This is a genomic window from Microbispora sp. CSR-4, assembly GCF_008033685.1.
In the GTDB taxonomy this organism is placed as follows: Bacteria; Actinomycetota; Actinomycetes; order Streptosporangiales; family Streptosporangiaceae; genus Microbispora.
Genome location: NZ_VJVX01000001.1, coordinates 689,733 through 714,817, shown reverse-complemented (window position 1 = coordinate 714,817; position 25,085 = coordinate 689,733). Strand labels below are relative to the sequence as shown.

The window sequence follows — 25,085 nt, the reverse complement described above, 5'->3', positions numbered from 1 at the left end:
GCCGGTGTGCTCGACGACCTCCACGGTCACGCCGTCGTACGAACCGGGCCGGTCCACTTGAGCTCGGGCAGGTTGACCACGATCGCCTCCTGCGTGCTGCGGGCGATGACCACGACGGCCTCCAGATCGGGGTGGGTATTCTCCTCCCGATGCGGCACGAACGGCGGCACGAAGATGTAGTCGCCCGGTTTGGTGTCGATGCGCACCTCGTGCGGCTCCTCGGCGTCGACGTCGAGGAACACGAACGACGGCGTGCCGCTGACCACGTAGATCGCGGTCTCCGAGTCGCCGTGGTGGTGGTTCGCGGAGACGGTCGCCGGAGCCACGTGGGTCTGGCCCATCCACAGCCGGCTCGACCCCACGGTCCCGCCGCTGATGGCGGCCCGCCGGTGCATGCCGCCGGTCTGCGCGGTCTCCGAGGTCAGGCCCGCGGGCACCACGTGGTGCAGCCTGCGGTGGAACGGATCCTCGGGTAGAACGATGCTCACCTGTTTCTCCTGATTCTCGCGACGGCCCGGCCGACGGGGCGTCCACTTCTCACGACGTCTTCCTGCCCGGAAGGCCCCAGCCGGGTAGCGGCCGTCCTCGTACCGGCCTGCCCGTGCCCGGCGCGGGTCACGAGTGGGCGCGCGGGCCGAGCGCGGCCACCCCCGCACCGGTCAGGACCGTGTCGTCCTGCGGCGTGTGGATCCTGCCGCACAGCACGTCGCGGTAGTGGCGCTCCAGAGGATTGGCCCTCGACAGGCCGGGATTGCCGACGAGCGCCAGGGCGGCCTCGACGGATCTGATCGCGTTGCCGGTGACGGTGTGCTTGGCGAGCCCGGACCGGGCCATGGCCGCCTCGTCCCCGTCGTCCACCGCGCGGGCCGCGGACTCCAGCAGCCGGTCGCTCACCAGCAGCCACGCCTCGATCTCCCCGACGGCGGCCTGGAAACGGGGGAGCGTGGCCAGCGGCCGGCCCAGGTTCGCGGGTGTGCGCTCGCCCAGGTACTCGATCAGCCAGTCCCTGGCGGCCTGCGCCACGCCGTGGTACACCGCCCCGATCAGCACGTTGTTCCAGCCCATGAAGGTCGCGCCGCGGCCGGTCGGCGGCATCCCCGCCGGGGCGACCTCCACCGCGTGATCCCCGGGGATCCACGCCCCCTCGAAAATCACATCGTCGCTGCGAGTGGCACGCATGCCCAGGTGGTCCCAGGTCCGCTCCACCCGGTAACCACCGCCGCCGGCCTCCACGAGGAAGGACCCGACCAGGGGCTCGGGGTCGTCGGTGCGTGCCCAGACCAGCATCCAACGCAGACCGGGGATGCCCGTGCAGTAGGTCTTGCGGCCGGTGAGCCGGTATCCGCCGTCCTCCCGCGCGGCCACCGTCGCGGGCAGGCCGCCCCGGGCGGGCGTGCCCAGGTCTGGCTCCACCCGCAGGGCGTTGACGAGGGCAGGGCCCTCGATCGCCGACTTCTGCACCCGCCCGCGTACGTGGGCGGGCCAGGGGTTGTCCGGGCGGGCGAGCGCGGCGTGGGTCATCAGATACTGCGCGGTCACCAGCGCCACCGAGGGGTCGGCCCGGCCGACCGCCGTCACGACCGCCGCCGTCTCGGCGAGGCCGGCGCCGCGCCCGCCCGCCTCGCGTGGCAGCGTGAGCGCGAGGACGCCGGCCGCGTGCAGGTCCTCGAACGCCTCGAAGGCGAAGTCGCCCTCCCGGTCGTGCCGCTCCGCGCGGCTCGCGATCCCGGTCAGCACCTCGTCGAGACCCGTCATCGGTCCACCTCCCAGCGGTCGAAGGATGCGGCGGTCATGCGATGCGATGGTGCGGTCGCGGCGGCGCTCCATCCGGACCACGACGAGGTGGCCGGCCTGCCCCCGGACAAGCCCGGCTCACGCCCCGGCGCCCACGGCTTCCGAAGGGGACGGAGACAGTCGGGGGTCCGGAGAACGGCGGGATGGGATCCCACGCCGCAAGATCGCCCTTCGATGGTAAATTTCCCCTAAAAACCAGTCAAGAGTGTAGGGAAATGCGCTGCGAAACGCCCGCCGGTGTGCGGGGACGGCGGGTGTTTGCGGTGGGTGTTTGCGGTGGGTGGTTGTGGCGGGCGGTTACGGCTCGGGGCGGGGGCAGTAGTCGCCGATCCCGTGCTCCAGCAGGTCGAAGGCGCGCTCGGCGTGCTCCCTGACGTCCGCCCTGATCAGCGCCGCGTCCTCGCCCGCCGTCTGCCGCATCGCGAAGTGGCGGGTCAGCGTGCGGACGGCGGCGCAGATCTGCGCCGCCACCAGACGGGGGGTCAGGTCGTCGGGATCGGCGTCGGTCTCCTCGGCGAGCGTCCGGGCCAGCCGGTCCTCCCGGTTGACCTCGAGCATGCGCACCCGTGACTGGAGCGCCAGGCTCTCCCGCACCCGCTGCGTGAACAGGTCCAGGCCCTCGCTCATCCCGTAACGCCAGTCGCCGGCGTCGAGTGCCTCGAAGAAGTCCCGTCGCACCGCCTCGACCGCCGTCTCGCCCGCGCGGCGCTCGCGCACGGCCCGGGCCAGCAGGTCCTCGGTCTCCTCGCTGCGGTCGAGGAACATGTCCTCTTTCGTGCGGAAGTAGTTGAAGACGGTGTTGACCGACACGTCGGCCGCCCTGGCCACCTCGGCCACCGTGACGTTGTCGAACCCCCGTTGCAAGAACAGCCCCATCGCGACGTCGGCGATGCGCTGCCGGGTCTCCCGCTTCTTCCGCTCCCGCAGGCCCTCTTCCATGCTCCGATTGTAAGGGTGAGCACAAACTTTAAGTGACTCCAAATTTGGTGTTACTCTAACCGGCATGATTCACGCCAGAGGGCTCACCAAGACCTTCGGCCCGGTCGAGGCCGTCCGGGGGATCGATCTCGACGTCTCCCGAGGGGAGATCGTCGGCTTCCTCGGGCCGAACGGCGCGGGCAAGACCACCACGCTGCGCATGCTCACCACGCTGCTGCGCCCCACGTCCGGCACCGCCACCGTCGCGGGCGCCGACCTGTTCGCCGACCCCGCGGCCGTACGCCGCCGGATCGGCTACGTCGCCCAGGGCGGCGCGTTCGCGCCGTTCTCCCCGGTGGGCCAGGAGCTCGTGCTCCAGGCCCGCCTGTACGGCCTGAGCAGGGAGCAGGCCCGCGAACGCGTCACCACCCTGCTCGCCGAGCTGGACCTGCCCGGGGTCGAGGAGCGTACGACGGTCACGATGTCGGGCGGCCAGAAGCGCCGGCTGGACATCGCGATGGGCCTGCTCCACCGGCCCGAGCTGCTCTTCCTCGACGAGCCCACGACCGGGCTCGACCCGCAGAGCCGCGCCAACCTGTGGCACCACGTGCGCCGGCTGCGCGAGCGGGACGGCCTGACGGTCTTTCTCACCACCCACTACCTGGAGGAGGCCGACGCGCTCTGCGACCGCGTCCTGATCATCGACCACGGCCGGATCGTCGCCGCGGGCACGCCGGACGAGCTGAAGACCGAGCACGGCGCGAGCACGCTCGACGACGTCTTCCTCGCGGTCACCGGCCGCGAGCTGCGCGAGGGGGCCGCCGCGTGACCGCCCTCGCCGCCCTGACCGGGCACTACCTGCGCGCGTCCTTCAGCAACAAGTTCAGCCTGGTCTTCAGCGCCCTGCAGCCGTTCCTGTATCTCGTGCTGTTCGGCCCGCTGTTCGACCGCAGCGGCGTGGGCTCGTGGGACGTCCTCGTGCCCGGCCTGCTGGTGCAGCTCGGGCTGACGAGCGCGGGGATGGCGGGCTTCGGCATCGTCTTCGACCACCGGTTCGGCGTGCTCGAACGCATGCGGGTCACGCCGGTGAGCCGGGTGACGCTGCTGCTCGGCCGGGTGCTCAGGGACAGCGTCGTGCTGCTGGTGCAGGCGGTGGCGATCATCGCGGCCGGCTACGCGCTGGGCCTGCGGGCGCCGCTCGCGGGGGCGCTGGGGGCGCTGCTGCTGATCACCGTGCTGGCGGTCGGCCTGGCGTCGCTGTCGTACACGGCGGCGCTCACGATGCGGCAGGAGCTGTTCGCGCCCGTGATGTCCACCGTGGTGGTCCCGCTGATGCTGCTGTCGGGCGCGCTGCTGCCGATGTCGCTCGCGCCCGCCTGGCTCGACGTGCTGTCGCGGCTCACGCCGTTCCGCTACGCGGTCGAGGGGCTGCGCGCGCTGTTCGCCGGGTCCTACACGTCATCGGCCCTGGTGTGGGGCGTAGTCGTGTCCCTGGCCTTCGCCGTCCTGGGCGTTACCTTGGGCACCAGGCGTTTCCAAACGGAAAACGCCTGATCAGGGGTAGTAAAAGGCATTCGAAGTTCATACCGGTTTGCGGGCGCCGCCAGGCACGGAGGCGGTCACAATGGGGGCGTGGCGGACGTCAACTTCACCCTCGTCCAGCTGCGTTACTTCGTAACCGCGGCCGAGCTCGGCAGCATGACCGCGGCCAGCAGGGAACTCATGGTGGCGCAGTCGGCGATCTCGGCCGCCATCGCCCAGGTGGAGCGGGAGCTGGGCGTCCAGCTCCTGATCCGCCACCATGCCCGCGGCCTGTCGTTGACCCGCGCGGGCGAGCGCTTCCTCGTCGAGGCCAGGGAGTTCCTGTCCCATGCCGCCGCGCTCGCCCAGTCGGCGCGCGGCCTCGCGGGCTCGCTGACCGGTGAGCTCGCCGTCGGCTGCCTGACCACGCTCGCGCCGTTCTACCTGTCCCGCCTGCTGCGCGAGTTCGCCGAGAAGTACCCCGGGGTGCGGGTCAGCGTCGCGGAGGGCGAGCTTTCCGCCATGGAGGCGGCGCTGCTCGACGGGCGGTGCGAGGTCGCCCTCGTCTACGCCATCGATCTCGCCCTCGACCTCGACATCCGGACGCTCACCCGGGCCAGGCCGTACGCGCTGCTGCCGCCGGAGCACCCCCTGGCCCAGGCCGAGGCGGTGTCGCTGTCGGACCTGGCGTCCGAGCCGATGATCCTGCTCGACCTGCCGCGCAGCCGCGACTACTTCCGGGCGATCTATCCGACCGAGCCGCGCGTCCGGTTCCGTACGTCGAGCTACGAGACGGCCCGCTCGCTGGTGGCGGGCGGGCACGGCTACTCGATACTCAACCAGCGGGCCGAAAGCGACCAGACCTACGACGGCGGCCGGGTCGCCTGCGTCCCGATCAGCGACGACGTGCCCGCGCTCGACGTCGTGCTCGCCTCGGTGCGCGGCGTGCGGCCCACCGCCCGGGCGGTCGCCTTCGCCGAGACCTGTCAGGCGTTCTTCGCCAGGAAGTAGGTCACCCGAGGTCGGCGAGCAGCTCCTCCAGGAACGCGCCGGTCTGCGTGGCCGGCCGGGCGTCCACGCACACCGCGTTCATCACCTGCGTGTACGCCTCGGTGTCCTCGGGCTTGTCGAGGTAGAGGGCGCTGGTGAGCTGCTCCAGGTAGACGACGTCGGGCAGTTCGGGTGCGTCGAAGCGCAGGATCGTGAAGGGACCGCCGCACGCGGCGTGCCCGCCATGGTCGAACGGCACGATCTGCAGCGTGATGTTCGGCTGCCGCGTCACCTCGATGAGGTGTTCGAGCTGGGCCCGCATCACCTTCCTGCCGCCGATCGGGCGGCGCAGTGCACCCTCGTCCATCACGGCCCACAGGGTCGCGGCCTCGGGCCCGGTCAGCCGTTCCTGCCGGCGCATCCGCAGGTCCACGCGCCGGTCGACGTCGTCGGCGGACCGCCCCACGTTGCTCCGCAGCACGAGGGCCCGCGCGTACTCGGGCGTCTGCAGCAGCGTGGGCACGAACTGCAGCTCGTAGCAGCGGATGACGGACGCCGCCTCCTCCAGCCCGACGTAGAACTCGAACCAGCCCGGCAGCACGTCGCTGTATTTGTGCCACCAGCCGGGGATGTTCGCCTGCCGCGCCAGGTCGAGCAGCACGGCTCGGTCGTCGGGGTCGGTGATGCCATAGAGGGTGAGCAGGTCGGCGACGTCCCGCTCCTTGAAGCCGACCCGGCCGAGCTCGAGCCTGCTGATCTTGGCGTGCGACCCGCGGATGGCACGGGCCGCCTCTTCTGGCGTGATGCCGCTCTCCCGGCGCAGCCGCCTGAGCTGGGCCCCGAGCAGGAGCCGCAGGGCCGTCGGGCCGCCGCGGGCGGTCCAGACCGGTGCGGGGGCGGTGTTTCCCGCCTGTGCGTTCACGATCGCTCCATCGGCGGCGCTCCCGGAAGGATTCCTGGTGAACCAATCGAGTTGATCATCCTACCGGACCGGAGCGAGGCCGTCTTTTCTGGGGACTTCCACGAAAGTCGGGGACGCGTGACATTTGCACGTGCACGCGTGCTTGCATCCGCAAGGCACAGGGCAAGATACACGACGGCAGGGAAATTCACATCATGTAATGGGTGAGACCTGAGGGATCGGCGATGACAGCAGACCTGGCGGGCCCGGGAGCCGCGACAGCGCCTCCGTGGTTGACCTCGATGTTCGAGCGGGACGACGTCGCCGGCTTGTCCCTGCCTCCGTCTGCGACGTGCACCTTTCATGGGCGCACCACGTCCGCTGCCGCCGCGCGCGATTTCACCGCCAGGACGCTGTGCGGCTGGGGATTGCCCGGCCTCGTGCCGGACGCGCAGATCGTGGTGTCGGAGTTGGTGACCAACGCGCTGCGGCACGCTCCCGGAGACCCCGCGGACGCCCCGCAGATCCGGTTGAGGCTGGTGAGGCACCGGTTTCATATCGGCTGCGGCGTGAGCGACGCCAGCGCCCGCGTGCCCGCGATCTCGCCCTGGAGCGATCTATCGGAGTCGGGCCGGGGGCTGCATCTGGTCGAGGCGCTGACGGCGGCGTGGGGATGGATCCTCACCCGCGGCGGCGGCAAGGTGGTCTGGGCCCTCTTCGACGCCTCGCCCGCCTCCTGAGCGGCATCCGCCCCCGGAAAGCGGCCGGGCCGCCGCCGGCATCGGATGCCGGCGGCGGCCCGCCTCTTGTCGTGGTGACCCGTGTCGTCGTGGTGACCTGTGTCGTCGTGGTCCCGCCGGCCCGGGTGGACCTTCGGGAACGGATCGGGTCGGCCCTGCTCAGCCCTGCTCGGCCTCGCCGGTGACCTGCTCGGCCGCCTCCTCGGGCGACTGCTCCAGGTCCTGGTCGGCCTGGGCCTGCGCGGAGGCCTTGTCGAGCCGCACCCAGCTCGTGATGCTCTCGATCGCGAACAGCACGAGCAGGTACGCCGTGAGGACGGCCGCCACGGGGGTCAGCCATCCGGCGGCGGCGGCCACGCCCAGGACCAGCAGCCGGACCTCCCAGCCCAGCCCGGCCTGGTAGAGCCAGGCGGGGGGCCAGATCCCCTGCCGGGTGCGATAGACGGTGTCGTACGTGTGGTAGCCGATCACGTAGAGCAGCACGAACAGCAGCCACTTGGGCGTGTCCTCGGCCAGCCCGAGCACGATGATCGTCATGAACTCGGCCGCCCGCAGCAGCGGGGGAGTGAGCCAGTCGAAGCGGCCCAGGTGGTCGCGTCCGGCGGTGGGCAGGACCAGCACGAGCAGCACGGCGACGGGCACGATCAGGATCGGGCCGTCGGTGAGCGAACCGGCGACGGTCAGCGCCACGATCGCGATCAGCGCCACCACGGTCGCGGGCACGGGCGGCAGCAGCCGGCCCAGGGAGCCCTTCAGCGCGGTGGCGAGCGGGCCGTCGTCGCGGTAGGCGAGCAGGCGCGCGGTCTGGATGCGGCGGCGCTCCTCGTCCGGGTCGGGAAGCGGCGTGGTGACCTGCGGCTGAGTGATCATGCGAGCGACCTCAGGAGACGTCCGGTGAGGGTGTAGGTGGCCGCGACGCCGCCCCAGACGATCAGCGTGAGGAACGTCACCCGGGGGTTGAAGAACGCGGCGGTGATCGCGATCGCGGCGAAACGCTCGCCGATCGGGAACACGATCATCTTGCGGGCCCAGTGGACCGGGCGGAACTTGCCGGCGTTGGTCCAGAGCTTCAGCAGCCCGCGCACGCCGGTGTTCCGGCTCGCCCGGCGCTCCTCCAGCGCCTCCCGCAGCGGCCGGTCGTCGGCGACCGTCAGGTCCAGCGTGGGCAGCGGTATGGGCGCCTTGCGCCGGTTGGCCGCACCGAACGAGAAGTCCAGCAGGTGCTTGACCGACTGGAGGGCGATCGCGACCAGCGCCAGCGTCCAGACGCCCTCGCCGTCGCCGAACTGCCCGGACACCGTCGCGCCGACCGCGAGGCCGACGAAGACGGCGTACTCCTTGAACCGGTCGAAGGTGGCGTCGAGCCAGGCGCCGAGCACGCCGAACTTGCGCGCGTAGCGGGCGAGCTGGCCGTCCACGCAGTCGAAGACGAACGCGAAGTAGATGAGCAGCGCGCCGGCCACCGCTCCCCAGCGGGTGCCGGTGGAGAACGCGCCTGCCGACAGCAGGCCGAGGGCGATCGAGATCAGCGTCACCTGGTTGGGCGTGAGCCCCCGGCGGGCCGCCCAGCGGGCGATGAAGCGCGAGTAGGTGCTGACGAAGAACGTGGTGAAGAAGCCGTCGGCGCCCTTCACGGCGTTGTTCAGCCGGGCCCGGTCCTCGTTGTACCCCGCCATCTCCGCCTGCGCCTCGTCGGCTTCGGCCTGGCTGCGGATGCGGCGGAAGAACAGGTCGCGGCGGCCCCGCCGGCCCACCGACACGCCCCGCCGGACCAGGCCGAGCGTGAGAAGCTCGGTCACGTCGTCCTCGGGGCCGAACAGGTGGGCCATGTCCGCGAGCTCGCGGGCGACCTCGGCGAGGGTCTGCAGGTGCCGCTGGTGGAGGTGGAGCGGCCCGAGCAGCACCGCGTTGGGCCGTGTCACCGCGTGGTAGGCGGTGCCGACCGAGACGATGCGGCTGCGGCCGATGCGGGTGCGCATGGGCAGCCCTTCGACGACCGTCTGGCCGATCTCGGGCTCTGCCTCCTCGATCGGGACGAGTTCGGTCTCCTGGGCGTTCTCGTCCTGCTCGTCCCCCTCCTCGCGCTGCTCCCGAGCGACCAGCGCGAGCGCGCCGCGCTTGGCCTTGGTGATCTGGTAGATCAGCTCGTCGTGGATCAGCGAGTCGGCCGGCAGGATCAGCAGGTTGTCCTCGGCGCCCTCGACCGCGTCGGCCAGCGCACGCAGGTCGCCTGCGATGTCGGGGCTCTCCACCACGCGGCCGTACGGCCTGCGGTAGGCGGCGGCGTCCCCCGGGCGGGCGATCGTCGTCGGCTCCGGGTCCAGCGCGGCGGCCTGCGCGAGCAGCCTGTCGTACGCGGTGGGGGCCCCGGGCAGCGATTTCAGCGTGATGGCCGCGGGCAGGGCGGGCTGACCGCCGAGCGGCGGGGGACTGATCGGGCCGGGCGGGGCGCCCAGCAGGACCACGCGGGTCATGGCAACCTTTCACGCAACGGGGGGAGATCAGGCCCTCAGGCTTGACCGGCGCGGGGAAGTCCGCCGGAAGCCAAAGCTTAGTGACCTTTCGGTTGAACCGATGCACCCCAGGTTTACCGTACGGCCCCTGGATGTACAGCTTGGGACGGGTTCGTCACAGGGCATCGTCGCCGGATCATTACCGAATTTTCACCGTTCGTGCGCCTCAACGGGGCGAATGCCCGACTGACGGGGCGGGCGCCCGCGCTCACCCATACGATGGCGGGGTGAGCCTCTACCGGGACGAGGGCGTCGTGCTGCGCACCCAGAAGCTGGGTGAGGCCGACCGCATCATCACCATCCTCACCCGGCGCACCGGCAAGGTCCGCGGCGTGGCCAAGGGCGTGCGCAGGACCAAGTCGCGCTTCGGCGCGCGGCTGGAGCCGTTCTCCCACGTCGACCTGCAGCTCCACAGCGGCAGGTCGCTCGACGTGATCACCCAGGTCGAGACCCTGCACCCGTACGGCGAGGCGATCGTGGCCGACTACGCCAGATACACCGCGGGGACCGCGATGCTGGAGACGGCCGACCGGCTGACGGTGGGGGAGAAGGAGCCGGCGCTGCGCCAGTTCCTGCTGCTGGTCGGCGGGCTGCGCACGCTCGCCGAGGGCGGCCACGAGGCCCGGCTGGTGCTCGACGCGTTCTTCCTGCGCTCGCTGGCCGTCGCGGGCTACGCGCCCGCCCTGTCGGAGTGCGCGCGGTGCGGCGCTGAGGCCGTGCGCGCCTTCGCGATCGTCGCCGGTGGTGTGGTGTGCGGCGCGTGCCGCCCGGCCGGCGCCGCCGTACCCGCCGCGGAGACGATCGCGCTGATGATCGCCCTGCTGCGCGGCGACTGGGCGGCGGCCGACGCCTCCGAGGCCCGGCACCGCACCGAGTGCAGCGGCCTGGTCGCCGCCTACCTGCAGTGGCACCTGGAGCACGGCATCCGCTCCCTGCGTCATGTGGAGAGGGAGTGGCCTCAGGCGACCGCAAGCGAAGTGCGGATCATTTGACCTGGCACTCCGGGGGTCCGGGGGGCGTGCCCCGGTTTGGCGCTGCCAGGTGACCGCAAGCGAAGCGAGGATCGTCTGAGCGGCCCTCACGGGGGTCTGGGGGGTCGTCCAAAACGCACAGAATCCGCACGGGATCCACACCTCTCGCGAGCGTGGGACCGGCCCGGACGCAATACCCTCGGTACATGGTCCGTCCTCCCACTCCGCATCCGTCCGGTGCCACCCCGCCTGCCATTCCCCGCGACCTGCTGCCGCGCCACGTGGCGATCGTCATGGACGGCAACGGCCGATGGGCCAAGGCGCGCGGGCTGCCCAGGACCGAGGGGCACAAGATGGGCGAGTCGTCGCTGTTCGACGTCATCGAGGGCGCCATCGAGATCGGCATCCCCTACCTGTCGGCGTACGCCTTCTCCACGGAGAACTGGAGGCGCTCGCCCGACGAGGTGCGCTTTCTCATGGGGTTCAACCGCGACGTCATCCGCCGCCGCCGCGACCAGCTCAACGCGATGGGCGTACGGGTCCGCTGGGCCGGGCGTCCCGGGCGGCTCTGGAAGAGCGTGATCAAGGAGCTGGAGGACGCCGAGCGGATGACGGTCGGCAACAGCACGCTGACCCTCCAGTTCTGCGTGAACTACGGCGGTCGCGCGGAGATCGTGGACGCCGCCGTGCGGCTGGCCCAGGACATCGCCGCGGGCAGGGTCAAGGCCGACAAGGTCTCGGAGAAGACCTTCGCCCGCTATCTGGACGAGCCGGAGATCCCTGACGTGGATCTGTTCCTGCGCTCGTCCGGCGAGCAGCGCACGTCCAACTTCCTGCTCTGGCAGTCCGCGTACGCCGAGATGGTCTTCCTCAACCAGCTGTGGCCCGACTTCGACCGGCGCGACCTGTGGCAGGCGTGCGAGATCTACGCCAAGCGCGACCGCAGGTATGGCGGGGCCATGCCGAACGAGACGGCCGCGAACTCCGGCGCCGCGCGCGGCTGACGGAACGGCGCTCGAACGCGGCGGGCCCGGCGTCGTCAGGAGGCGTCGCGGCGGCGGGCCCGATACGCGGCGACGTGCATGCGGTTGCCGCAGGTGCGGCTGTCGCAGTAGACCCGGGAGCGGTTCCGCGACTCGTCCACGAAGACCTGGGAGCAGTCGGGCGCCGCGCACGTGCGCAGGCGATCCCGCTCGTTCTCCACGAGCACGTGGGCGAGCGCGACCCCGCAGTCGGCGGCCAGGTGCTCGGCGATCGACGAGCCCGGCGCGAAGTAGTGCACGTGGAGAGGGTGGCCGTCGTGCTCGGCGAGGTGCGGCGTGATGCGGGTGCGCTGCAGCAGCGTGTTGAGCAGGCCGACCGCCGTCGGCTGGTCCGGCGCGGTGAACACCGCGTGGAACTCCTCGCGCAGCGCGCGGACCTCGGCGAGGTCCCGCCGGGTCACCGCTTCGACTCCGCTGACCTCTCGCCTGCGGACGAACTCCTCGAGGTCGCCGACCTCGGCCAGCGTGTCGCGCTCGCCGGCGCCGGTGTTGATGAGGTCCACCACCGTCCCCAGCGAGTACACCATGTCATGGCTGAACGGCACGCCATCTCCCTCTAGTCGCGGCGGGCGGGATCGTGTCCTTTGTCGCGGCGCCCGCAGCGTACCTCTCATAAGGCCCGCGTGGGACGGGGTCAGCCCTTTCCGGCCGTCTCCGCCCGCGACGCCGCCTCCGCGCACGAGGAGCAGGTGCCGAAGACCTCCACGGTGTGCGTCACGTTGATGAAGCCGTGCTCGGCCCCCACGACCTCGGCCCAGCGCTCGACGTCCGGCCCGGCCACCTCGACCGTACGCCCGCAGTCCCGGCACACCAGGTGATGGTGGTGAGAGTCGGTCTGGCACGCCCGGTAGACCGACTCGCCCTCGTCGGTGCGCAGCACGTCGACCCGGCCGGCGTCGGAGAGCGACTGGAGCGCCCGGTAGACGGTCGTCAGGCCGATCTTCGAGCCGATCGCACGCATCTCGGCGAACACGTCCTGCGCGCTGCGGAACCCCCGGCTCTGCCGGAGGATCTCGTGAACGGCGTCACGGCTCTTCGTCATCAGGACTCCTGTGTACGGCTTCGCCCTACGACCTACCAGGTTAGGCCGGTTCGCGTCAGATCAGGCCGAAACGGGTGGCGGCGAGGAGGACCAGGAACGTCGCCACCGCCACGCGCAGCAGCCGGCCCACCGGACGCAGCGAGGGCCAGGACAGGTAGGCCAGCCAGACGATGAACGCGAGCACCGGAAGCACGGCCACCCCGCCACGCCAGTCGGCCACCACCAGCCCGGCGATCAGCAGGGCCACCATGACCAGAGGGACCACCCAGCGGGGCTGCTGGAACAGGAAGACCAGCGGCGCGGCGCTCCTGCGCTCGACCTCCGCGCGCAGCCCGGTGGCGCCGGGCGTGAAGAACTGCTCGCCCTGCGGCAGCGGCCGCCGCATGCGAGGGGGCGCCGCGTTCTCCCGGGCGGGGGCCTTCCTCGCCAGGGGATGGGCCGGCACCTGACGGCGCGGCGGTTCGGTTTCGCTTCCCACGTGTTCGAGCCTAGTGCGCATCGGCCCCGTCGTGGCCCTGTCGCCGGCTATGCCGCTCCGGCCGGGGCCGCCCCCTCCCCGGCGGGCCGTACGAGAGGGGTGGCATGCTGGGCGGCATGCTCGCCGTGATCCGTTATTCGGTGCCGGGCGCCCGCGCCGACGAGTTCGCCGCCCAGGCGCGCGACATCCTCGACCTGCTGGCCGCGCAGCCTGGATACCTGCGCGGGCAGATCGGCAGGTCGGTGGACGAGCCGGCCCTGTGGGCCGTGGTCAGCGAGTGGGAGGGCGCGGGCTACTACCGGCGTGCCCTGTCCGCGGCCCGCATGGTGATGTATCCCCTGATGACCCTTATGATCAACGAGCCCGGCGCCTTCGAAAGCGTCTACACGCTGCCGGGCGAGGGGGCGAGCGCCGGGACCGTGGGCAAGGCTTGAGCGCGGGGGCGCCGGATTCCCCTAAGCTTGAGCACGGATCCTGGCAGGTGGCCGGACGTCCCGCAGCCGCGACACGGCGGCCGGGCCGGCCCGCCCGCTTCAGCGAAGCATCGCGCCGCTGACCCCGATCTCAACGCCGACACCCAGCCGGATGGAGTTCCACTGATGGCACGTCGCACCGACGTCTTGGAAACGATCGTCAGCCTCGCCAAACGCCGCGGGCTCGTCTTCCCGTCGAGCGAGATCTACGGAGGCCTGCGGGCGTCCTGGGACTACGGCCCTCTCGGTGTCGAGCTCAAGAACAACGTGAAGCGCGAGTGGTGGAAGGCCATGGTGCAGGGCCGCGACGACGTCGTCGGCCTCGACTCCTGCGTCATCCTCGCCCGTGAGGTCTGGCAGGCCAGCGGTCACGTCGAGACCTTCACCGACCCGCTCACCGAGTGCCAGTCGTGCCACAAGCGCTACCGCGCCGACCACCTCATCGAGGCGTACGAGGCCAAGCACGGCAGCGAGCCGGCGGGCGGCCTGGCCGACATCACCTGCCCCAACTGCGGAAACAAGGGCGCCTTCACCCAGCCCAAGCAGTTCAGCGGCCTGCTGAAGACCTTCCTCGGCCCGGTGGAGGACGAGTCGGGCCTGGCGTACCTGCGGCCGGAGACCGCCCAGGGCATCTTCATCAACTACCTGAACGTCCAGCAGTCGGCCCGCAAGAAGATCCCGTTCGGTATCGGCCAGATCGGCAAGTCGTTCCGCAACGAGATCACCCCGGGCAACTTCATCTTCCGCACCCGTGAGTTCGAGCAGATGGAGATGGAGTTCTTCGTCAAGCCCGGCACGGACGAGGAGTGGCACCAGTACTGGATCGACGAGCGCCTGCGCTGGTACGTCGACCTCGGTATCAACAAGGACAACCTCCGGCTCTACGAGCACCCGAAGGAGAAGCTGTCCCACTACTCGAAGCGGACCGTGGACATCGAGTATCGCTTCAACTTCGCCGGCGGCGAGTGGGGCGAGCTTGAAGGCATCGCCAACCGCACCGACTTCGACCTCACCGCGCACGGCAAGGCGTCCGGCACCGACCTGTCGTTCTTCGAGCAGGAGTCGGGCGAGCGCTACGTGCCGTACGTCATCGAGCCGGCGGCCGGTGTGGACCGCGCGACGCTGACCTTCCTGCTCGACGCCTACACGGTCGACGAGGCGCCCAACGCCAAGGGCGTCATGGAGGAGCGGACCGTGATGCGCCTCGACCACCGGCTCGCCCCGGTCAAGGTCGCGGTGCTGCCGCTGTCGCGCAACGCCGACCTGTCGCCGAAGGCCCGCGACCTCGCGGCCCAGCTGCGCCGCCGGTGGAACGTGGACTTCGACGACGCGGGCGCCATCGGCCGCCGCTACCGCCGCCAGGACGAGATCGGCACGCCGTTCGCGATCACGGTCGACTTCGACACTCTTGAGGACCAGGCCGTGACGATCCGCGAGCGGGACACCATGGCCCAGCAGCGGGTCGCGCTCGACCAGGTCGAGTCGTACCTGCGTCAGCACCTCAACGACTAGATCACCACGACAAGGCGCCTGCCCGGAAATCCCCGGACAGGCGCCTTTCGTCATTGATCGGTGAGTGGTGCGATCGGTTGATCGCCGGTTCGCCGTTGTGGTCGACGGACGGCTCATCGGCCCGAGAAGATCCTGCGCGGCACGCCGGCGTCGGCGAGGATGGGTGCCGTCTGTGCAGAGCGACCAGGGAGCCGACGCGATGGCGAAATACCTGATCTCGTTTCCGAGTGCCGCCATGGCCCTTTCCGGCGAGGAGCTGCAGGCGGCCGCGACCGCGGCGCACGCCGTCGTGCAGGAGGCGAAGGACGCCGGTGTCTGGGTGTTCGGCGGCGGCATCGACGAGAGCGTTCCGCCCGTCATGGTGGACGGGGACGGGACCGTGACCGAGGGCACCTACCCGCAGACGCGGCGGCTCGAAGGCGGCTACAGCATCCTGGAGCTGCCGTCCCGCGAGGCGGCGCTGGAGTGGGCCGCGAAGATGGCGGTCGCGTGCCGGTGCGCGCAGGAGGTCCGCGCGTTCCAGTACGACCCCGCCGTCTGACGGGCCGCGGGCTCGCCGGGAACCGCTCCCGGCCTCGCGGCACGAAAGATCGCGGCTAATCGCGAGAAATATGCTTGTAGCGTAATTTCCGGCGGCGAAAATGTGCTGAGAGTGAAATAAGCAGTCCTGTTCCGGGGTTCCGGGACTAATGCCGCGGCATAACCCGGCTACCGGAACAGGGAGACCACATGGACCACTTCGCGCGCTCAGGCGACCGCGCCGCCGACCGGTTCGGCTTCGGCGATCTCGGCCACAAGCTGCTGGAACGCCGCATCGTCGTGCTCGGCCAGGAGGTCGACGACGACATCGCCAACCGGATCTGCTCCCAACTGCTGCTGCTGAGCGCGGAGGACTCCACGCGGGACATCAGCCTTTACATCAATTCCCCCGGTGGTTCCGTGTCGGCCGGTCTTGCGATTTACGACGTCATGCAATATGTGCCGAACGACGTCGTGACCGTCACCATGGGCCTCGCCGCCTCGATGGGACAGTTCCTGCTGTGCGCCGGCGCGCAGGGCAAGCGTTACGCCCTGCCGCACGCGCGCATCATGATGCACCAGCCGCTCGGCGGCATCGGCGGCACGGCGGCCGACATCGCGATCCAGGCCGAGCAGATGCGCCACACGAAGAAGACCCTGGCCGAGCGCACCGCCTTCCACACCGGCCAGCCGCTGGAGCGCATCGAGGCGGACGCCGACCGCGACCGGTGGTTCACCGCCGAGGAGGCCAAGGCGTACGGCATCGTCGACCACGTGGTGGCCGGGCTCGGCGCCGTACGGACGGCCCGGTAGAAGCGGGCCCCCTACAGGCACACACTGAGCGGCAGGGCGTCGGCGGCACGGTGAGCGCCGACGCCGGCCGCACTGTGCCGCTTGTGAGGGGCCGCTTGTGAGGGGCCGCTTGTGAGGGGCCGCTTGTGGAGGGGCCGCTTGTGGAGGGCGTCGGAGCGAGCGGGGGAGCGTGCTCAGCCGCAGCGCGTTCCGTTGGGCGGGACCGTCCCCTCCAGCAGGTAGGCGTTGACCTTCTCGTCGATGCACTGGTCCTGGCCGTACGCGCCGTGGCCCTCGCCGTTCAGCGTCAGCAGCACGGCGGTGCGGAGCTGCTCGGCCAGCCGCGGCGCCCACTGGTAGGGCGTGGCCGGGTCGTTCGTGACGCCGACGACCAGGATGGGATTGGACCCGGTGGCGTCGACGTGCCGGGCGGCGTCGTTCCCGCGCACAGGCCAGACGCTGCACGACCCCGCGCTGATCGCGGTCGAGGCGAAGATCGGGCTCTTCTTCTCCAGTTGCCGGGCCAGCTCCTTGGCCTGGGCGACCGAGGGGCGGTCGGTGCTGTCGACGCACAGCACCGACGGCAGCGAGAACTGCAGGGTCGAGTAGGTGCCGTTCGGCTGCCGCCCGGCGTACTGGTCGGCCAGGGCGAGCAGGCCGTCGAGCTTGCCCTTCCTGCCCTCGTCCAGCGCCTCGGTGAGCAGCGGCCAGGTGAGCTTGCTGTAGAGCGCCTGGGTGATGCCCGCCCTGGCGATGTCCTCGGTGACCGTGCGCGAGCCGACCTTCCCCGGCGTGCGGGCCAGGGTGTCGAGGAGCTTCAGCACGGTGGCGTTCGCCTCGGCGGGGGTTGCGCCGAGCGGGCAGCTCGTCCGCGTCTTGGCGCAGTCGGCCAGGTAGTCCTCGTACGCCTTCTGGAAGCCGAGGGTCTGCGTCTTGGCCATTTCGAGCATGCTGACCGAGGGGTCGACGGCCGAGTCGAGCACCATCCGCCCCACCTTCTTCGGGAACTGCGTGGCGTACACCGCCCCGAGGTGGGTGCCGTAGGAGAAGCCGAAGTAGTTGAGGTGCGGCTCGCCGAGTGCCGTGCGCAGCATCTCCATGTCGCGCGCGGCGTTGACGGTGCCGACGTAGGGGAGGATCCAGCCCGCGTTGCGCTCGCACGCCTGGGCGAATCCCGTGACGAGCTTGGTCTCGGTCGCGGTGTCGTCGCTGGGCTCCTCGCTCATGTACTGGTCCATCTGGGGCCCGGTGAGGCAGCGGATGCCGCTGCTGCGTTCCACGCCGCGCGGGTCGAAGCCGACCAGGTCATAGCGGGTGTTCAGGGTGGAGAACGCGTGGGCCGCGTTGATGAGCGTGGTGACGCCGGAGCCGCCGGGACCGCCGAAGTTGAAGACCAGGGAGCCGATCCGCCGGCTGGGGTCGGTGGCCCGCAACCGGACCAGGGCGATGCCGATCTTCTTGCCTTCCGGCTCGGCGTAGTCGAGGGGCACCTGCAGCGTGGCGCACTCGAAGCCCGAGGCGGACGCCGTCTCCTCGCACGCCTTCCAGGCCAGGGACGGCGTGCTCGACACGTACGCCACCGGGGTGACCCGCGCGGCCCCGCAGCCGGTGGTCGCCGCCATCGTGCCGAGCCCGGCGACCACCGCCGCCATCACCGGCCCGACCCGCCGCGCCGCCGTGCGCCGTGTCGCCGTGCGCCGTGTCGCCGTGCGCCGTGTCGCCGTGCGCCGCGCCGCCGTACGCTGTGCCGCCAGGACCTGTGCTGCCAGGACCTGTGCCGTCAGGACCTGTGCCGTCAGGACCCGTGCCGCCAGAACCCGTGCGGCCCGCATTCGTGCCGTCATTCCCCGCGCCGTCACTCGCGCCGATTCCCCTCGCTCCGGAAGCCCTTGCTCCGGAAGCCCTTGCTCCAGAACCCCTTGCTCCAGAACCCCTTGCTCCAGAACCCCTCGCGACAACGCTCGCGACACCGACAACCCTCCGTGTTCGACTCTGTTCGGAGGGTGCCTCGTTTATATCGCATGCACTCGGCGCCGCATCGCCGACTCACCGGAACTCCGCCTTACCGGACAATGGTCTAAACCATTTCCTCCCGGCCGCTCCGGAACCTTCATGCCGCCCTTGGTGACGAATTGGTTTATACCAGTTCGCGATCACCGGAAAAATGGCCGTTCTTTGATTGGATTAGACCTCTGCAATGCCTCCTACCTGCTTAGACGCCATATGTGGTGAAGGGTGAGGTTTGGTGCTGCTTTTCCTAGGTACAGTCCGGTTGCGGACCGCACACGCGGTTTTATTGAAGTCGGCGAAGGAGCGTCGCATGCCCAAGTACGTTTACGACTTCACCGAGGGCAACAAGGACCTCAAAGACCTGCTCGGTGGCAAGGGCGCCAATCTGGCGGAAATGACCAACATCGGCCTCCCCGTGCCTCCCGGCTTCACGATCACCGCCGAGGCGTGCCGCCACTATCTGGGGCACGGCCGCATGCCCGAGGGGCTGGAGGAGGAGATCGGCGAGCACCTCGCCGCCCTCGAAGCGCGGATGGGCAAGCGCCTCGGCCAGGCGGACGACCCGCTGCTGGTGAGCGTGAGGTCGGGAGCCAAGTTCTCGATGCCCGGCATGATGGAGACCGTCCTCAACATCGGCCTCAACGACGACTCCGTCATCGGGCTGGCCAAGCAGTCGGGAAACGACCGTTTCGCGTGGGACTCCTACCGCCGGCTCATCCAGATGTTCGGCAAGACCGTCCTGGGCATCGACGGCGAGCTGTTCGAGGACGCCATGGACGACCTCAAGGGCGAGCGGGAGGACACCGAGCTCGACGCCGGCGACCTCCAGCGGCTGGTCGAGATCTTCAAGGGTATCGTCCGGGAGCGTACGGGCCGCGACTTCCCCGCCTGCCCCCGGGAGCAGATGGACCTCGCCGTAAGGGCGGTCTTCGACTCCTGGAACGCCCCGCGCGCGATCCTCTACCGCCGGCAGGAGCGCATCCCCGCCGACCTCGGCACGGCCGTCAACATCGTCGCCATGGTGTTCGGCAACATGGGCCCCGACTCCGGCACCGGGGTCGCCTTCACCCGCGACCCCGGCTCGGGACGCCAGGGCGTCTACGGCGACTACCTGTGCAACGCGCAGGGCGAGGACGTCGTCGCCGGAATCCGCAACACCGTCCCCCTGCAGGAGCTGGAGAAGATCAACCCGGCGGCCTACCGCGAGCTGCTCGACATCATGGCGACGCTGGAGCGGCACTACCGCGACCTGTGCGACATCGAGTTCACGATCGAGCGCGGCAAGCTGTGGATGCTGCAGACCCGGGTCGGCAAGCGCACGGCCGCAGCCGCCTTCCGCATCGCCACCCAGCTCGTGGACGAGGGCCTGATCGACATGGACGAGGCGGTCACCCGGGTCACCGGCGACCAGCTCGCCCAGCTCATGTTCCCCCGCTTCGCCGCGACGGCCGGCAACCACAGGCTGACCACCGGCATGAACGCCTCGCCCGGCGCCGCCGCGGGCAGGGCCGTCTTCAGCTCCGAGCGGGCCGTCGAGCTGGCCGGGCAGGGCGAGGCGGTCATCCTCGTGCGGCGGGAGACCAACCCCGACGACCTCGCCGGGATGATCGCGGCCCGCGGCGTGCTCACCTCCAGAGGCGGCAAGACCTCCCACGCCGCCGTGGTGGCGCGCGGCATGGGCAAGACCTGCGTGTGCGGGGCCGAGGAGCTGGAGGTCGACCCGCGCGCCCGCCGGTTCACCGCGCCCGGCGGGATCGTCGTCAACGAGGGCGACGTGATCTCCATCGACGGCGGCACCGGTGCCGTCTACCTGGGCGAGGTGCCGGTCACCCCCTCACCGGTCGCCAGGTATTTCGAGGGCGAGCCGGCCGAGGACGAGCTGGTGGAGGCCGTCGACCGGATCATGACCCATGCCGACTCCGTGCGCCGGCTCGCCGTACGGGCCAACGCCGACACCCCCGAGGACGCCGCCCGAGCCCGGCGCTACGGCGCCCAGGGCATCGGGCTGTGCCGTACGGAGCACATGTTCCTGGGGGAGCGGCGGCGGCTCGTCGAAGACCTGATCCTGGCCGCGACGCCCGAGGAGCGGCAGGCGGCGCTCGACGCGCTCGAACCGCTGCAGACCGGCGACTTCACCGGCATCTTCGCGGCCATGCGCGGGCTGCCGGTGACGATCCGGCTGATCGACCCGCCGCTGCACGAGTTCCTGCCCGACCTCACGGACCTGGCCGTGAAGGTGGCCGTCGCGGGAGACGCGGCCGACGACCGCGACCGCAGGCTGCTTGAGGCCGTCAAGCGGCTGCACGAGCAGAACCCGATGCTCGGCCTGCGCGGCGTACGGCTCGGCCTGACGATCCCCGGCCTGTTCGCCATGCAGGTGCGGGCCATCGCCGCGGCGGCCCGGCAGGTGGAGGACGCGCGTGCGGAGATCATGATTCCGCTGGTCGGCGCGGTGCAGGAGCTGGAGATCGTCAAGGAGGAGGCGGAGCGGATCCTCGCCGAGGCGGGCGTGGCGGCGGCGATCGGCACGATGATCGAGGTGCCGAGGGCGGCGCTGACGGCCGGTCAGATCGCCGAGGCCGCGGAGTTCTTCTCGTTCGGCACCAACGACCTCACCCAGATGACGTGGGGCTTCTCCCGCGACGACGTGGAGAGCGCCTTCTTCAGCAGATATCTCGACCTGGGCGTCTTCGGGGTCTCGCCGTTCGAGTCGATCGACCGCGAGGGCGTCGGACGGCTGATGCGAGTCGCGGTCGAGGAGGGCAGGCGCACCCGGCCGGATATCAAGCTCGGCATCTGCGGCGAGCACGGCGGCGACCCCGACTCGGTGCACTTCTGCCACGAGATCGGCCTCGACTACGTCTCCTGCTCCCCGTTCCGCATTCCGGTGGCCCGGCTGGAGGCGGGCCGTGCCGCGCTGACCTGCGCGCAGTCCGACACGAGATGAGGTGAAATTCCATAGAGCATCCGGACTGGTTGTGGAATGACCAGATCGGAGTGCGGGCGGTTCACCGGGTCGTGCGACACGGCCCGGTGGATGTTGAAGCCGGGCGATTGACTGATCACTCTACGTACCTACCGAGAGGGAGGGCGTGGAGTGAGAAGACGTCGCCGTCTGCCGGCGCTGGGGGTCGCCGCGGCGCTGCTGTGCACCCTCGCGACACCGCTCGGAGCCACACCGCTCGGAGCCACACCGCTCGGCGCGGCGCCCGCGGCGTCGGCCGAGCAGGCGGGCCAGGCTCGGCAGGTGGGGCAGGCTCGGCAGGTGGGCCGGGAGCCGTCGCCGTCGCGGCAGTATCAGGTGGACGGCCCGGCGAACGTCGCGCAGCGCAGCGCGGTGGCCCGCACGGGTGCCGCCGTCGACGAGGTGCACGGCCGGAGCATGGTCGTCACCGCGACGCCCCAGGAGGCCGACGCCATCCGCAGGCTCGGGTTCACGGTCACCGAGCTGGTGTCGCCCGCCGAGGACCGTGGGCCGCAGACGTTCGACTTCCCCTCGCGTGACTCCGCCTATCACAACTACGCCGAGCTCAGCGCGCTGGTCGACCAGGTCGTCGCCGCCCATCCCACGATCGCCCGCAGGTTCAGCTACGGCCGCTCGTACGAGGGCCGCGACCTGATGGGCGTCAAGATCAGCGACAACGTGGCCATCGACGAGAACGAGCCGGAGGTGCTGTTCACCGCCCACCAGCACGCGCGCGAGCACCTCACCGTCGAGATGGCGATCTATCTGCTGCGGTTGTTCACCGACAACTACGGCGGCGACGCGCAGATCACCGACCTGGTGAACACGCGGGAGATCTGGATCCTGCCCGACCTCAACCCCGACGGCGGCGAGTACGACATCGCCACCGGCTCCTACCGGTCGTGGCGCAAGAACCGCCAGCCCACCTCCGGGTCCTCCGGCGTGGGCACCGACCTCAACCGCAACTGGGCCTACCGGTGGGGCTGCTGCGGCGGCTCCTCCGGCACCCCGTCGAGCGAGACCTACCGCGGCTCGGCCGCCGAGTCGGCCCCGGAGGTCAGGGCGGCGGCCGACTTCGTGCGCAGCCGCGTGGTCGGCGGCGTCCAGCAGATCAAGGCGGCCATCGACTGGCACACCTACAGCGAGCTGGTGCTCTGGCCGTACGGGTACACGACGGCCGACACCGCCCCGGGCATGACGCAGGACGACCGGGACGCGCACGCCGCGCTCGGCCGGCGCATGGCGGCCACCAACGGCTACACCGCCGAGCAGTCGAGCGACCTCTACATCACCGACGGCTCCATCGACGACTGGATGTGGGGCACGTACAAGATCTTCACGTACACGTTCGAGATGTATCCCCGGGGGAGCAACCCCGGCTTCTACCCGCCCGACGAGGTGATCGACCGGGAGACCTCCCGCAACCGGGCGGCCGCGCTGCTGCTCGTCCAGAACGCCGACTGCGTCTACCGGGTCATCGGCAAGGAGTCCGCCTACTGCGGCACCGTCGACGGGCAGCTCACCGGCGTCCCCGGGCGGCGCCGACGCGCATCACCCGTGGCCGCTTACCGGGCAAGGGGGCAATCTCCCATCGGACTACTGGATCTGTCGTGAAACCGGACCTTCGCGGGTACGCTCCATTCCCCGCAGCCACGGGGTTTGCCACAAGGAAGGAGGACGCATGGCCCGCTACGACGAGCACGACCAGGCACGGTGGGTGCCGGAACCGCCCGGCAACCCCGAGCGCGGCGCGTTCGAGCGGGACCGGGCACGCGTGCTCCACAGCGCCTCGCTCCGCAGGCTCGCCGCCAAGACGCAGGTGGTGACCCCCGCCGACTGCACCGGCCTGCACAGTCCCCGCACCCGGCTGACCCACTCCCTCGAATGCGCGCAGATCGGCCGCGAGATGGGCAAGGTGCTCGGCTGCGACCCCGACCTCGTGGAGACCGCCTGTCTCGCCCACGACCTCGGCCATCCCCCGTTCGGCCACAACGGCGAGGCAGCACTCGACGAGCTGGCCGCGCCGTGCGGCGGGTTCCAGGGCAACGCGCAGAACCTGCGCCTGCTGACCCGGCTGGAGGCCAAGGTCCTCACCGAGGACGGCCGCAGCGCCGGGCTCAACCTCACCCGGGCCGCGCTCGACTCGGTCTGCAAGTATCCCTGGGCCGGGTCCTCCTGCCGGATCCCCGGGGTCCCGCTCGCCGACGAGGGCAGGCCCTACTGCGTCTACCCCGACGACCTGGCGGTCTTCCTGTGGGCGCGGGAGGGGGCGCCCGACTACGCGGTCGGCTTCGAGGCGCAGGTCATGGACTGGGCCGACGACGTCGCCTACTCGGTGCACGATCTGGAGGACGCGCTGACGTGCGGTCACGTCACGATGGCGGCCCTGCGCGACCCGGAGGAGCGGCTGGAGGTGTGCCGCCTGACGAGGGAGTGGTACGCGCCCGACGCCGCCCTGGAGGAGCTGTCGGAGACCTTCGCCCGGCTGCTCGCCGAGCCGCTGTGGCCGTCCGCGTTCGACGCCGGGCTCGCCGACCTCGCCGCGCTCAAGCGGCTCACCAGCGCCCTCATCGGCCGGCTGTGCCGCTCCGCCCAGGACGCCACCCGGGAGGCGTACGGCTGCCGCCCCGCGCCGGGCGGCAGGAGCGGCCGGAGCCGGTACGACGCGGACCTGGTGGTGCCGCGGACGACCCGCCTGGAGTGCGCGCTGCTCAAGGGAGTGACGGCCCGCTACGTGATGTCCAGGGAGGACCACCACGCCGTCCAGGCCCGCCAGCGCGAGATCATCGCCGAGCTGGGCGACCTCGTCCTGCGTGGCGCCCCGGCGACCCTGGAGCCCGCGCTGCGCCAGCAGTTCGAGCAGGCCGCCGACGACGCGGGACGGCTGCGCGCGGTGGTCGACCAGATCGCCTCGCTGACCGACGCCTCCGCCATGGGCTGGCACCGCCGCCTGTCGGCGGGCGCCCACAGCCTCAGGGCAGGCTGACCCCTGCCCGAGCCGTCCCCGGGCCGACGCGTGGGGATCACCGTGTCCGGCTCAGGGCCGTCCGGCCCGCCGCGCCACCTCCGCCGCCGTACGCACGAAGGCGGCCAGCGCGCGCGACCGCGCGTCCTGCGGCCAGGCCAGGACCAGCGTCGTCGGCGGCGCGTCGGGCACGGGCACGCCGACGAGGTCGTGACGCAGGTTCCCCCGGATCGACCGGGGGACGACCGCCACGGCCCGGCCGAGCGCCACAAGATGCATGAGCTGGCCGCTCTCGACGATGCCGAAGGAGCCCCCGGCGATGTCCTCGGGCCACCGCGGCAGCGGCTCGCCGTCGAGATCCGCCATCGACAGCTCCGCGCGGCCGGCGAGCCGGTGCCCCCGGGGGAGCACCGCCACCTGGCTTTCCACCAGGAGCTCCTCGACCGCCAGGCCGGTCAGATCCTCGCGCGGCGCGTGCAGCAGGGCGGCGTCGGCCCGGCCGTCCCGCACCATCGCCCCTCGCTCCCGGGCGCTGAAGACGATGTCGACGGGCAGCGCGCCCGGCGTGGCCGCGTACGCCGCGAGGATCTCCGGCAGCAGGTCGGCGTCCCCGCCCGGTTTGGCGGCGAGCACGAGCGAGGGCGTGTCGCGGCCGGCCCGCCGGGTCCTGCGTACGGCCGCCGACACCGCGGCGAGCGCGGCGTGGCCCTCCCGCAGCAGCGTCTCGCCCGCTTCGGTCAGCTCCACCGTGCGGTGGTCGCGCTCCAGCAGCCGCACCCCGAGGCGGCGTTCGAGCCGCTGGATCGCCCGCGACAGCGGCGGTTGCGCGATGCCGAGCCGCTGGGCCGCCCGCCCGAAGTGCAGCTCCTCTGCCACCGCCACGAAATAGGTCAGCTCCCGCGTCTCCACGGTGTCGTCACCGGCGGTCATACCGCGAG

24 protein-coding genes are annotated in these 25,085 nt (G+C 71.1%); 13 read left to right on the top strand and 11 right to left on the bottom strand.

The window, feature by feature from the left end; genetic code table 11:
* Positions 1 to 26: 26 nt before the first annotated feature.
* From FLV34_RS03330 to FLV34_RS03320, 3 genes are all read right to left on the bottom strand, one after another.
* A complete protein-coding gene (locus FLV34_RS03330) occupies positions 27 to 488 on the bottom strand; it encodes a cupin domain-containing protein (protein WP_185949028.1) in 462 nt (153 codons plus the stop codon).
* Positions 489 to 615: 127 nt separating this feature from the next.
* On the bottom strand, positions 616 to 1,755 hold the full coding sequence (locus FLV34_RS03325; protein ID WP_142649802.1) for an acyl-CoA dehydrogenase family protein: 1,140 nt from the start codon (positions 1,753 to 1,755) through the stop codon (positions 616 to 618).
* Between the two features lie 336 nt (positions 1,756 to 2,091).
* Positions 2,092 to 2,733 carry a TetR/AcrR family transcriptional regulator gene (locus tag FLV34_RS03320; RefSeq protein ID WP_147942305.1) on the bottom strand — a complete coding sequence of 214 codons (642 nt, stop codon included), beginning with the start codon at positions 2,731 to 2,733 and terminating at the stop codon, positions 2,092 to 2,094.
* Between the two features lie 64 nt (positions 2,734 to 2,797).
* On the opposite strand from FLV34_RS03320, the gene FLV34_RS03315 reads away from it, so the two are divergent.
* The 3 genes from FLV34_RS03315 to FLV34_RS03305 all read left to right on the top strand — a co-directional run bounded on the left by FLV34_RS03315 (position 2,798) and on the right by FLV34_RS03305 (position 5,244).
* Positions 2,798 to 3,541, top strand: coding sequence for an ABC transporter ATP-binding protein (locus FLV34_RS03315; RefSeq protein WP_142649800.1), 744 nt, complete (start codon positions 2,798 to 2,800; stop codon positions 3,539 to 3,541).
* Positions 3,538 to 4,266: an ABC transporter permease gene (locus FLV34_RS03310; protein ID WP_142649799.1), complete on the top strand. Its 729-nt coding sequence runs from the start codon at positions 3,538 to 3,540 to the stop codon at positions 4,264 to 4,266. The genes FLV34_RS03315 and FLV34_RS03310 overlap by 4 nt, the downstream gene beginning before the upstream one ends.
* 78 nt (positions 4,267 to 4,344) lie before the next feature.
* Positions 4,345 to 5,244 (top strand): LysR substrate-binding domain-containing protein, encoded by a 900-nt coding sequence (locus FLV34_RS03305; RefSeq protein ID WP_142649798.1) that lies wholly within the window; start codon positions 4,345 to 4,347, stop codon positions 5,242 to 5,244.
* Position 5,245: 1 nt separating this feature from the next.
* Here FLV34_RS03305 and FLV34_RS03300 read toward each other — a convergent pair whose 3' ends face one another.
* Positions 5,246 to 6,145 carry a helix-turn-helix transcriptional regulator gene (locus FLV34_RS03300; RefSeq protein ID WP_142649797.1) on the bottom strand — a complete coding sequence of 300 codons (900 nt, stop codon included), beginning with the start codon at positions 6,143 to 6,145 and terminating at the stop codon, positions 5,246 to 5,248.
* Positions 6,146 to 6,369: 224 nt separating this feature from the next.
* On the opposite strand from FLV34_RS03300, the gene FLV34_RS03295 reads away from it, so the two are divergent.
* Positions 6,370 to 6,864, top strand: a complete 495-nt coding sequence (locus FLV34_RS03295; RefSeq protein WP_142649796.1) for an ATP-binding protein — start codon at positions 6,370 to 6,372, stop codon at positions 6,862 to 6,864.
* Between the two features lie 159 nt (positions 6,865 to 7,023).
* Here FLV34_RS03295 and FLV34_RS03290 read toward each other — a convergent pair whose 3' ends face one another.
* Both FLV34_RS03290 and FLV34_RS03285 read right to left on the bottom strand, forming a co-directional pair.
* On the bottom strand, positions 7,024 to 7,734 hold the full coding sequence (locus FLV34_RS03290; protein ID WP_142649795.1) for a DUF5941 domain-containing protein: 711 nt from the start codon (positions 7,732 to 7,734) through the stop codon (positions 7,024 to 7,026).
* On the bottom strand, positions 7,731 to 9,338 hold the full coding sequence (locus FLV34_RS03285; protein ID WP_142649794.1) for a CDP-alcohol phosphatidyltransferase family protein: 1,608 nt from the start codon (positions 9,336 to 9,338) through the stop codon (positions 7,731 to 7,733). Before FLV34_RS03285 ends, FLV34_RS03290 begins: the two co-directional genes overlap by 4 nt.
* A 266-nt stretch (positions 9,339 to 9,604) precedes the next feature.
* Between FLV34_RS03285 and recO the strand changes: the two genes are divergently transcribed.
* Together recO and FLV34_RS03275 are read left to right on the top strand one after the other, a co-directional pair.
* Positions 9,605 to 10,369: a DNA repair protein RecO gene (gene recO, locus FLV34_RS03280; RefSeq protein WP_142649793.1), complete on the top strand. Its 765-nt coding sequence runs from the start codon at positions 9,605 to 9,607 to the stop codon at positions 10,367 to 10,369.
* Between the two features lie 185 nt (positions 10,370 to 10,554).
* On the top strand, positions 10,555 to 11,352 hold the full coding sequence (locus tag FLV34_RS03275) for an isoprenyl transferase (protein ID WP_142649792.1): 798 nt from the start codon (positions 10,555 to 10,557) through the stop codon (positions 11,350 to 11,352).
* Between the two features lie 35 nt (positions 11,353 to 11,387).
* Here FLV34_RS03275 and FLV34_RS03270 read toward each other — a convergent pair whose 3' ends face one another.
* The 3 genes from FLV34_RS03270 to FLV34_RS03260 all read right to left on the bottom strand — a co-directional run bounded on the left by FLV34_RS03270 (position 11,388) and on the right by FLV34_RS03260 (position 12,911).
* Complete coding sequence (locus FLV34_RS03270) at positions 11,388 to 11,936, bottom strand: CGNR zinc finger domain-containing protein (RefSeq protein ID WP_221889967.1); 549 nt, start codon at positions 11,934 to 11,936, stop codon at positions 11,388 to 11,390.
* A gap of 89 nt (positions 11,937 to 12,025) precedes the next feature.
* Complete coding sequence (locus FLV34_RS03265) at positions 12,026 to 12,433, bottom strand: Fur family transcriptional regulator (RefSeq protein ID WP_142649791.1); 408 nt, start codon at positions 12,431 to 12,433, stop codon at positions 12,026 to 12,028.
* A 55-nt stretch (positions 12,434 to 12,488) separates the two neighbouring features.
* Positions 12,489 to 12,911 carry a DUF6703 family protein gene (locus FLV34_RS03260; RefSeq protein WP_312845767.1) on the bottom strand — a complete coding sequence of 141 codons (423 nt, stop codon included), beginning with the start codon at positions 12,909 to 12,911 and terminating at the stop codon, positions 12,489 to 12,491.
* 116 nt (positions 12,912 to 13,027) lie between these two features.
* On the opposite strand from FLV34_RS03260, the gene FLV34_RS03255 reads away from it, so the two are divergent.
* The 4 genes from FLV34_RS03255 to FLV34_RS03240 all read left to right on the top strand — a co-directional run bounded on the left by FLV34_RS03255 (position 13,028) and on the right by FLV34_RS03240 (position 16,228).
* Complete coding sequence (locus FLV34_RS03255) at positions 13,028 to 13,345, top strand: antibiotic biosynthesis monooxygenase (RefSeq protein WP_142649790.1); 318 nt, start codon at positions 13,028 to 13,030, stop codon at positions 13,343 to 13,345.
* A gap of 165 nt (positions 13,346 to 13,510) precedes the next feature.
* Complete coding sequence (locus FLV34_RS03250) at positions 13,511 to 14,896, top strand: glycine--tRNA ligase (RefSeq protein ID WP_142649789.1); 1,386 nt, start codon at positions 13,511 to 13,513, stop codon at positions 14,894 to 14,896.
* A gap of 163 nt (positions 14,897 to 15,059) precedes the next feature.
* A complete protein-coding gene (locus FLV34_RS03245; protein ID WP_205830665.1) occupies positions 15,060 to 15,437 on the top strand; it encodes a YciI family protein in 378 nt (125 codons plus the stop codon).
* Between the two features lie 188 nt (positions 15,438 to 15,625).
* Complete coding sequence (locus FLV34_RS03240) at positions 15,626 to 16,228, top strand: ATP-dependent Clp protease proteolytic subunit (RefSeq protein WP_142649788.1); 603 nt, start codon at positions 15,626 to 15,628, stop codon at positions 16,226 to 16,228.
* Positions 16,229 to 16,401: 173 nt separating this feature from the next.
* On the opposite strand, the gene FLV34_RS03235 is transcribed toward FLV34_RS03240, so the two are convergent.
* The gene (locus FLV34_RS03235) at positions 16,402 to 18,051 is read right to left on the bottom strand and encodes an alpha/beta hydrolase (RefSeq protein WP_261985634.1); all 1,650 of its coding nucleotides are present in this window, start codon (positions 18,049 to 18,051) and stop codon (positions 16,402 to 16,404) included.
* A 476-nt stretch (positions 18,052 to 18,527) separates the two neighbouring features.
* Between FLV34_RS03235 and ppdK the strand changes: the two genes are divergently transcribed.
* From ppdK to FLV34_RS03220, 3 genes are all read left to right on the top strand, one after another.
* Complete coding sequence (gene ppdK, locus FLV34_RS03230; RefSeq protein ID WP_147942304.1) at positions 18,528 to 21,164, top strand: pyruvate, phosphate dikinase; 2,637 nt, start codon at positions 18,528 to 18,530, stop codon at positions 21,162 to 21,164.
* A 150-nt stretch (positions 21,165 to 21,314) separates the two neighbouring features.
* Complete coding sequence (locus tag FLV34_RS03225) at positions 21,315 to 22,796, top strand: M14 family metallopeptidase (RefSeq protein ID WP_261985633.1); 1,482 nt, start codon at positions 21,315 to 21,317, stop codon at positions 22,794 to 22,796.
* A 67-nt stretch (positions 22,797 to 22,863) separates the two neighbouring features.
* Positions 22,864 to 24,168 (top strand): deoxyguanosinetriphosphate triphosphohydrolase, encoded by a 1,305-nt coding sequence (locus tag FLV34_RS03220; RefSeq protein WP_142649785.1) that lies wholly within the window; start codon positions 22,864 to 22,866, stop codon positions 24,166 to 24,168.
* 51 nt (positions 24,169 to 24,219) lie between these two features.
* Here FLV34_RS03220 and FLV34_RS03215 read toward each other — a convergent pair whose 3' ends face one another.
* Positions 24,220 to 25,077, bottom strand: coding sequence for a LysR family transcriptional regulator (locus FLV34_RS03215; RefSeq protein ID WP_168066232.1), 858 nt, complete (start codon positions 25,075 to 25,077; stop codon positions 24,220 to 24,222).
* Positions 25,078 to 25,085: the final 8 nt, after the last annotated feature.

Bases quoted from the DNA above. Each gene is read 5' to 3' on its own strand.
- FLV34_RS03295 (WP_142649796.1), top strand. From the start codon at position 6,370: ATGACAGCAGACCTGGCGGGCCCGGGAGCCGCGACAGCGCCTCCGTGG.
- FLV34_RS03255 (WP_142649790.1), top strand. From the start codon at position 13,028: ATGCTCGCCGTGATCCGTTATTCGGTGCCGGGCGCCCGCGCCGACGAG.
- ppdK (WP_147942304.1), top strand. From the start codon at position 18,528: ATGCCCAAGTACGTTTACGACTTCACCGAGGGCAACAAGGACCTCAAA.
- FLV34_RS03285 (WP_142649794.1), bottom strand. From the start codon at position 9,338: ATGACCCGCGTGGTCCTGCTGGGCGCCCCGCCCGGCCCGATCAGTCCC.
- FLV34_RS03265 (WP_142649791.1), bottom strand. From the start codon at position 12,433: ATGACGAAGAGCCGTGACGCCGTTCACGAGATCCTCCGGCAGAGCCGG.
- FLV34_RS03315 (WP_142649800.1), top strand. From the start codon at position 2,798: ATGATTCACGCCAGAGGGCTCACCAAGACCTTCGGCCCGGTCGAGGCC.
- FLV34_RS03325 (WP_142649802.1), bottom strand. From the start codon at position 1,755: ATGACGGGTCTCGACGAGGTGCTGACCGGGATCGCGAGCCGCGCGGAG.
- FLV34_RS03240 (WP_142649788.1), top strand. From the start codon at position 15,626: ATGGACCACTTCGCGCGCTCAGGCGACCGCGCCGCCGACCGGTTCGGC.
- FLV34_RS03235 (WP_261985634.1), bottom strand. From the start codon at position 18,051: ATGACGGCACGAATGCGGGCCGCACGGGTTCTGGCGGCACGGGTCCTG.
- FLV34_RS03215 (WP_168066232.1), bottom strand. From the start codon at position 25,077: ATGACCGCCGGTGACGACACCGTGGAGACGCGGGAGCTGACCTATTTC.
- FLV34_RS03250 (WP_142649789.1), top strand. From the start codon at position 13,511: ATGGCACGTCGCACCGACGTCTTGGAAACGATCGTCAGCCTCGCCAAA.
- FLV34_RS03290 (WP_142649795.1), bottom strand. From the start codon at position 7,734: ATGATCACTCAGCCGCAGGTCACCACGCCGCTTCCCGACCCGGACGAG.
- FLV34_RS03275 (WP_142649792.1), top strand. From the start codon at position 10,555: ATGGTCCGTCCTCCCACTCCGCATCCGTCCGGTGCCACCCCGCCTGCC.
- FLV34_RS03220 (WP_142649785.1), top strand. From the start codon at position 22,864: ATGGCCCGCTACGACGAGCACGACCAGGCACGGTGGGTGCCGGAACCG.
- FLV34_RS03320 (WP_147942305.1), bottom strand. From the start codon at position 2,733: ATGGAAGAGGGCCTGCGGGAGCGGAAGAAGCGGGAGACCCGGCAGCGC.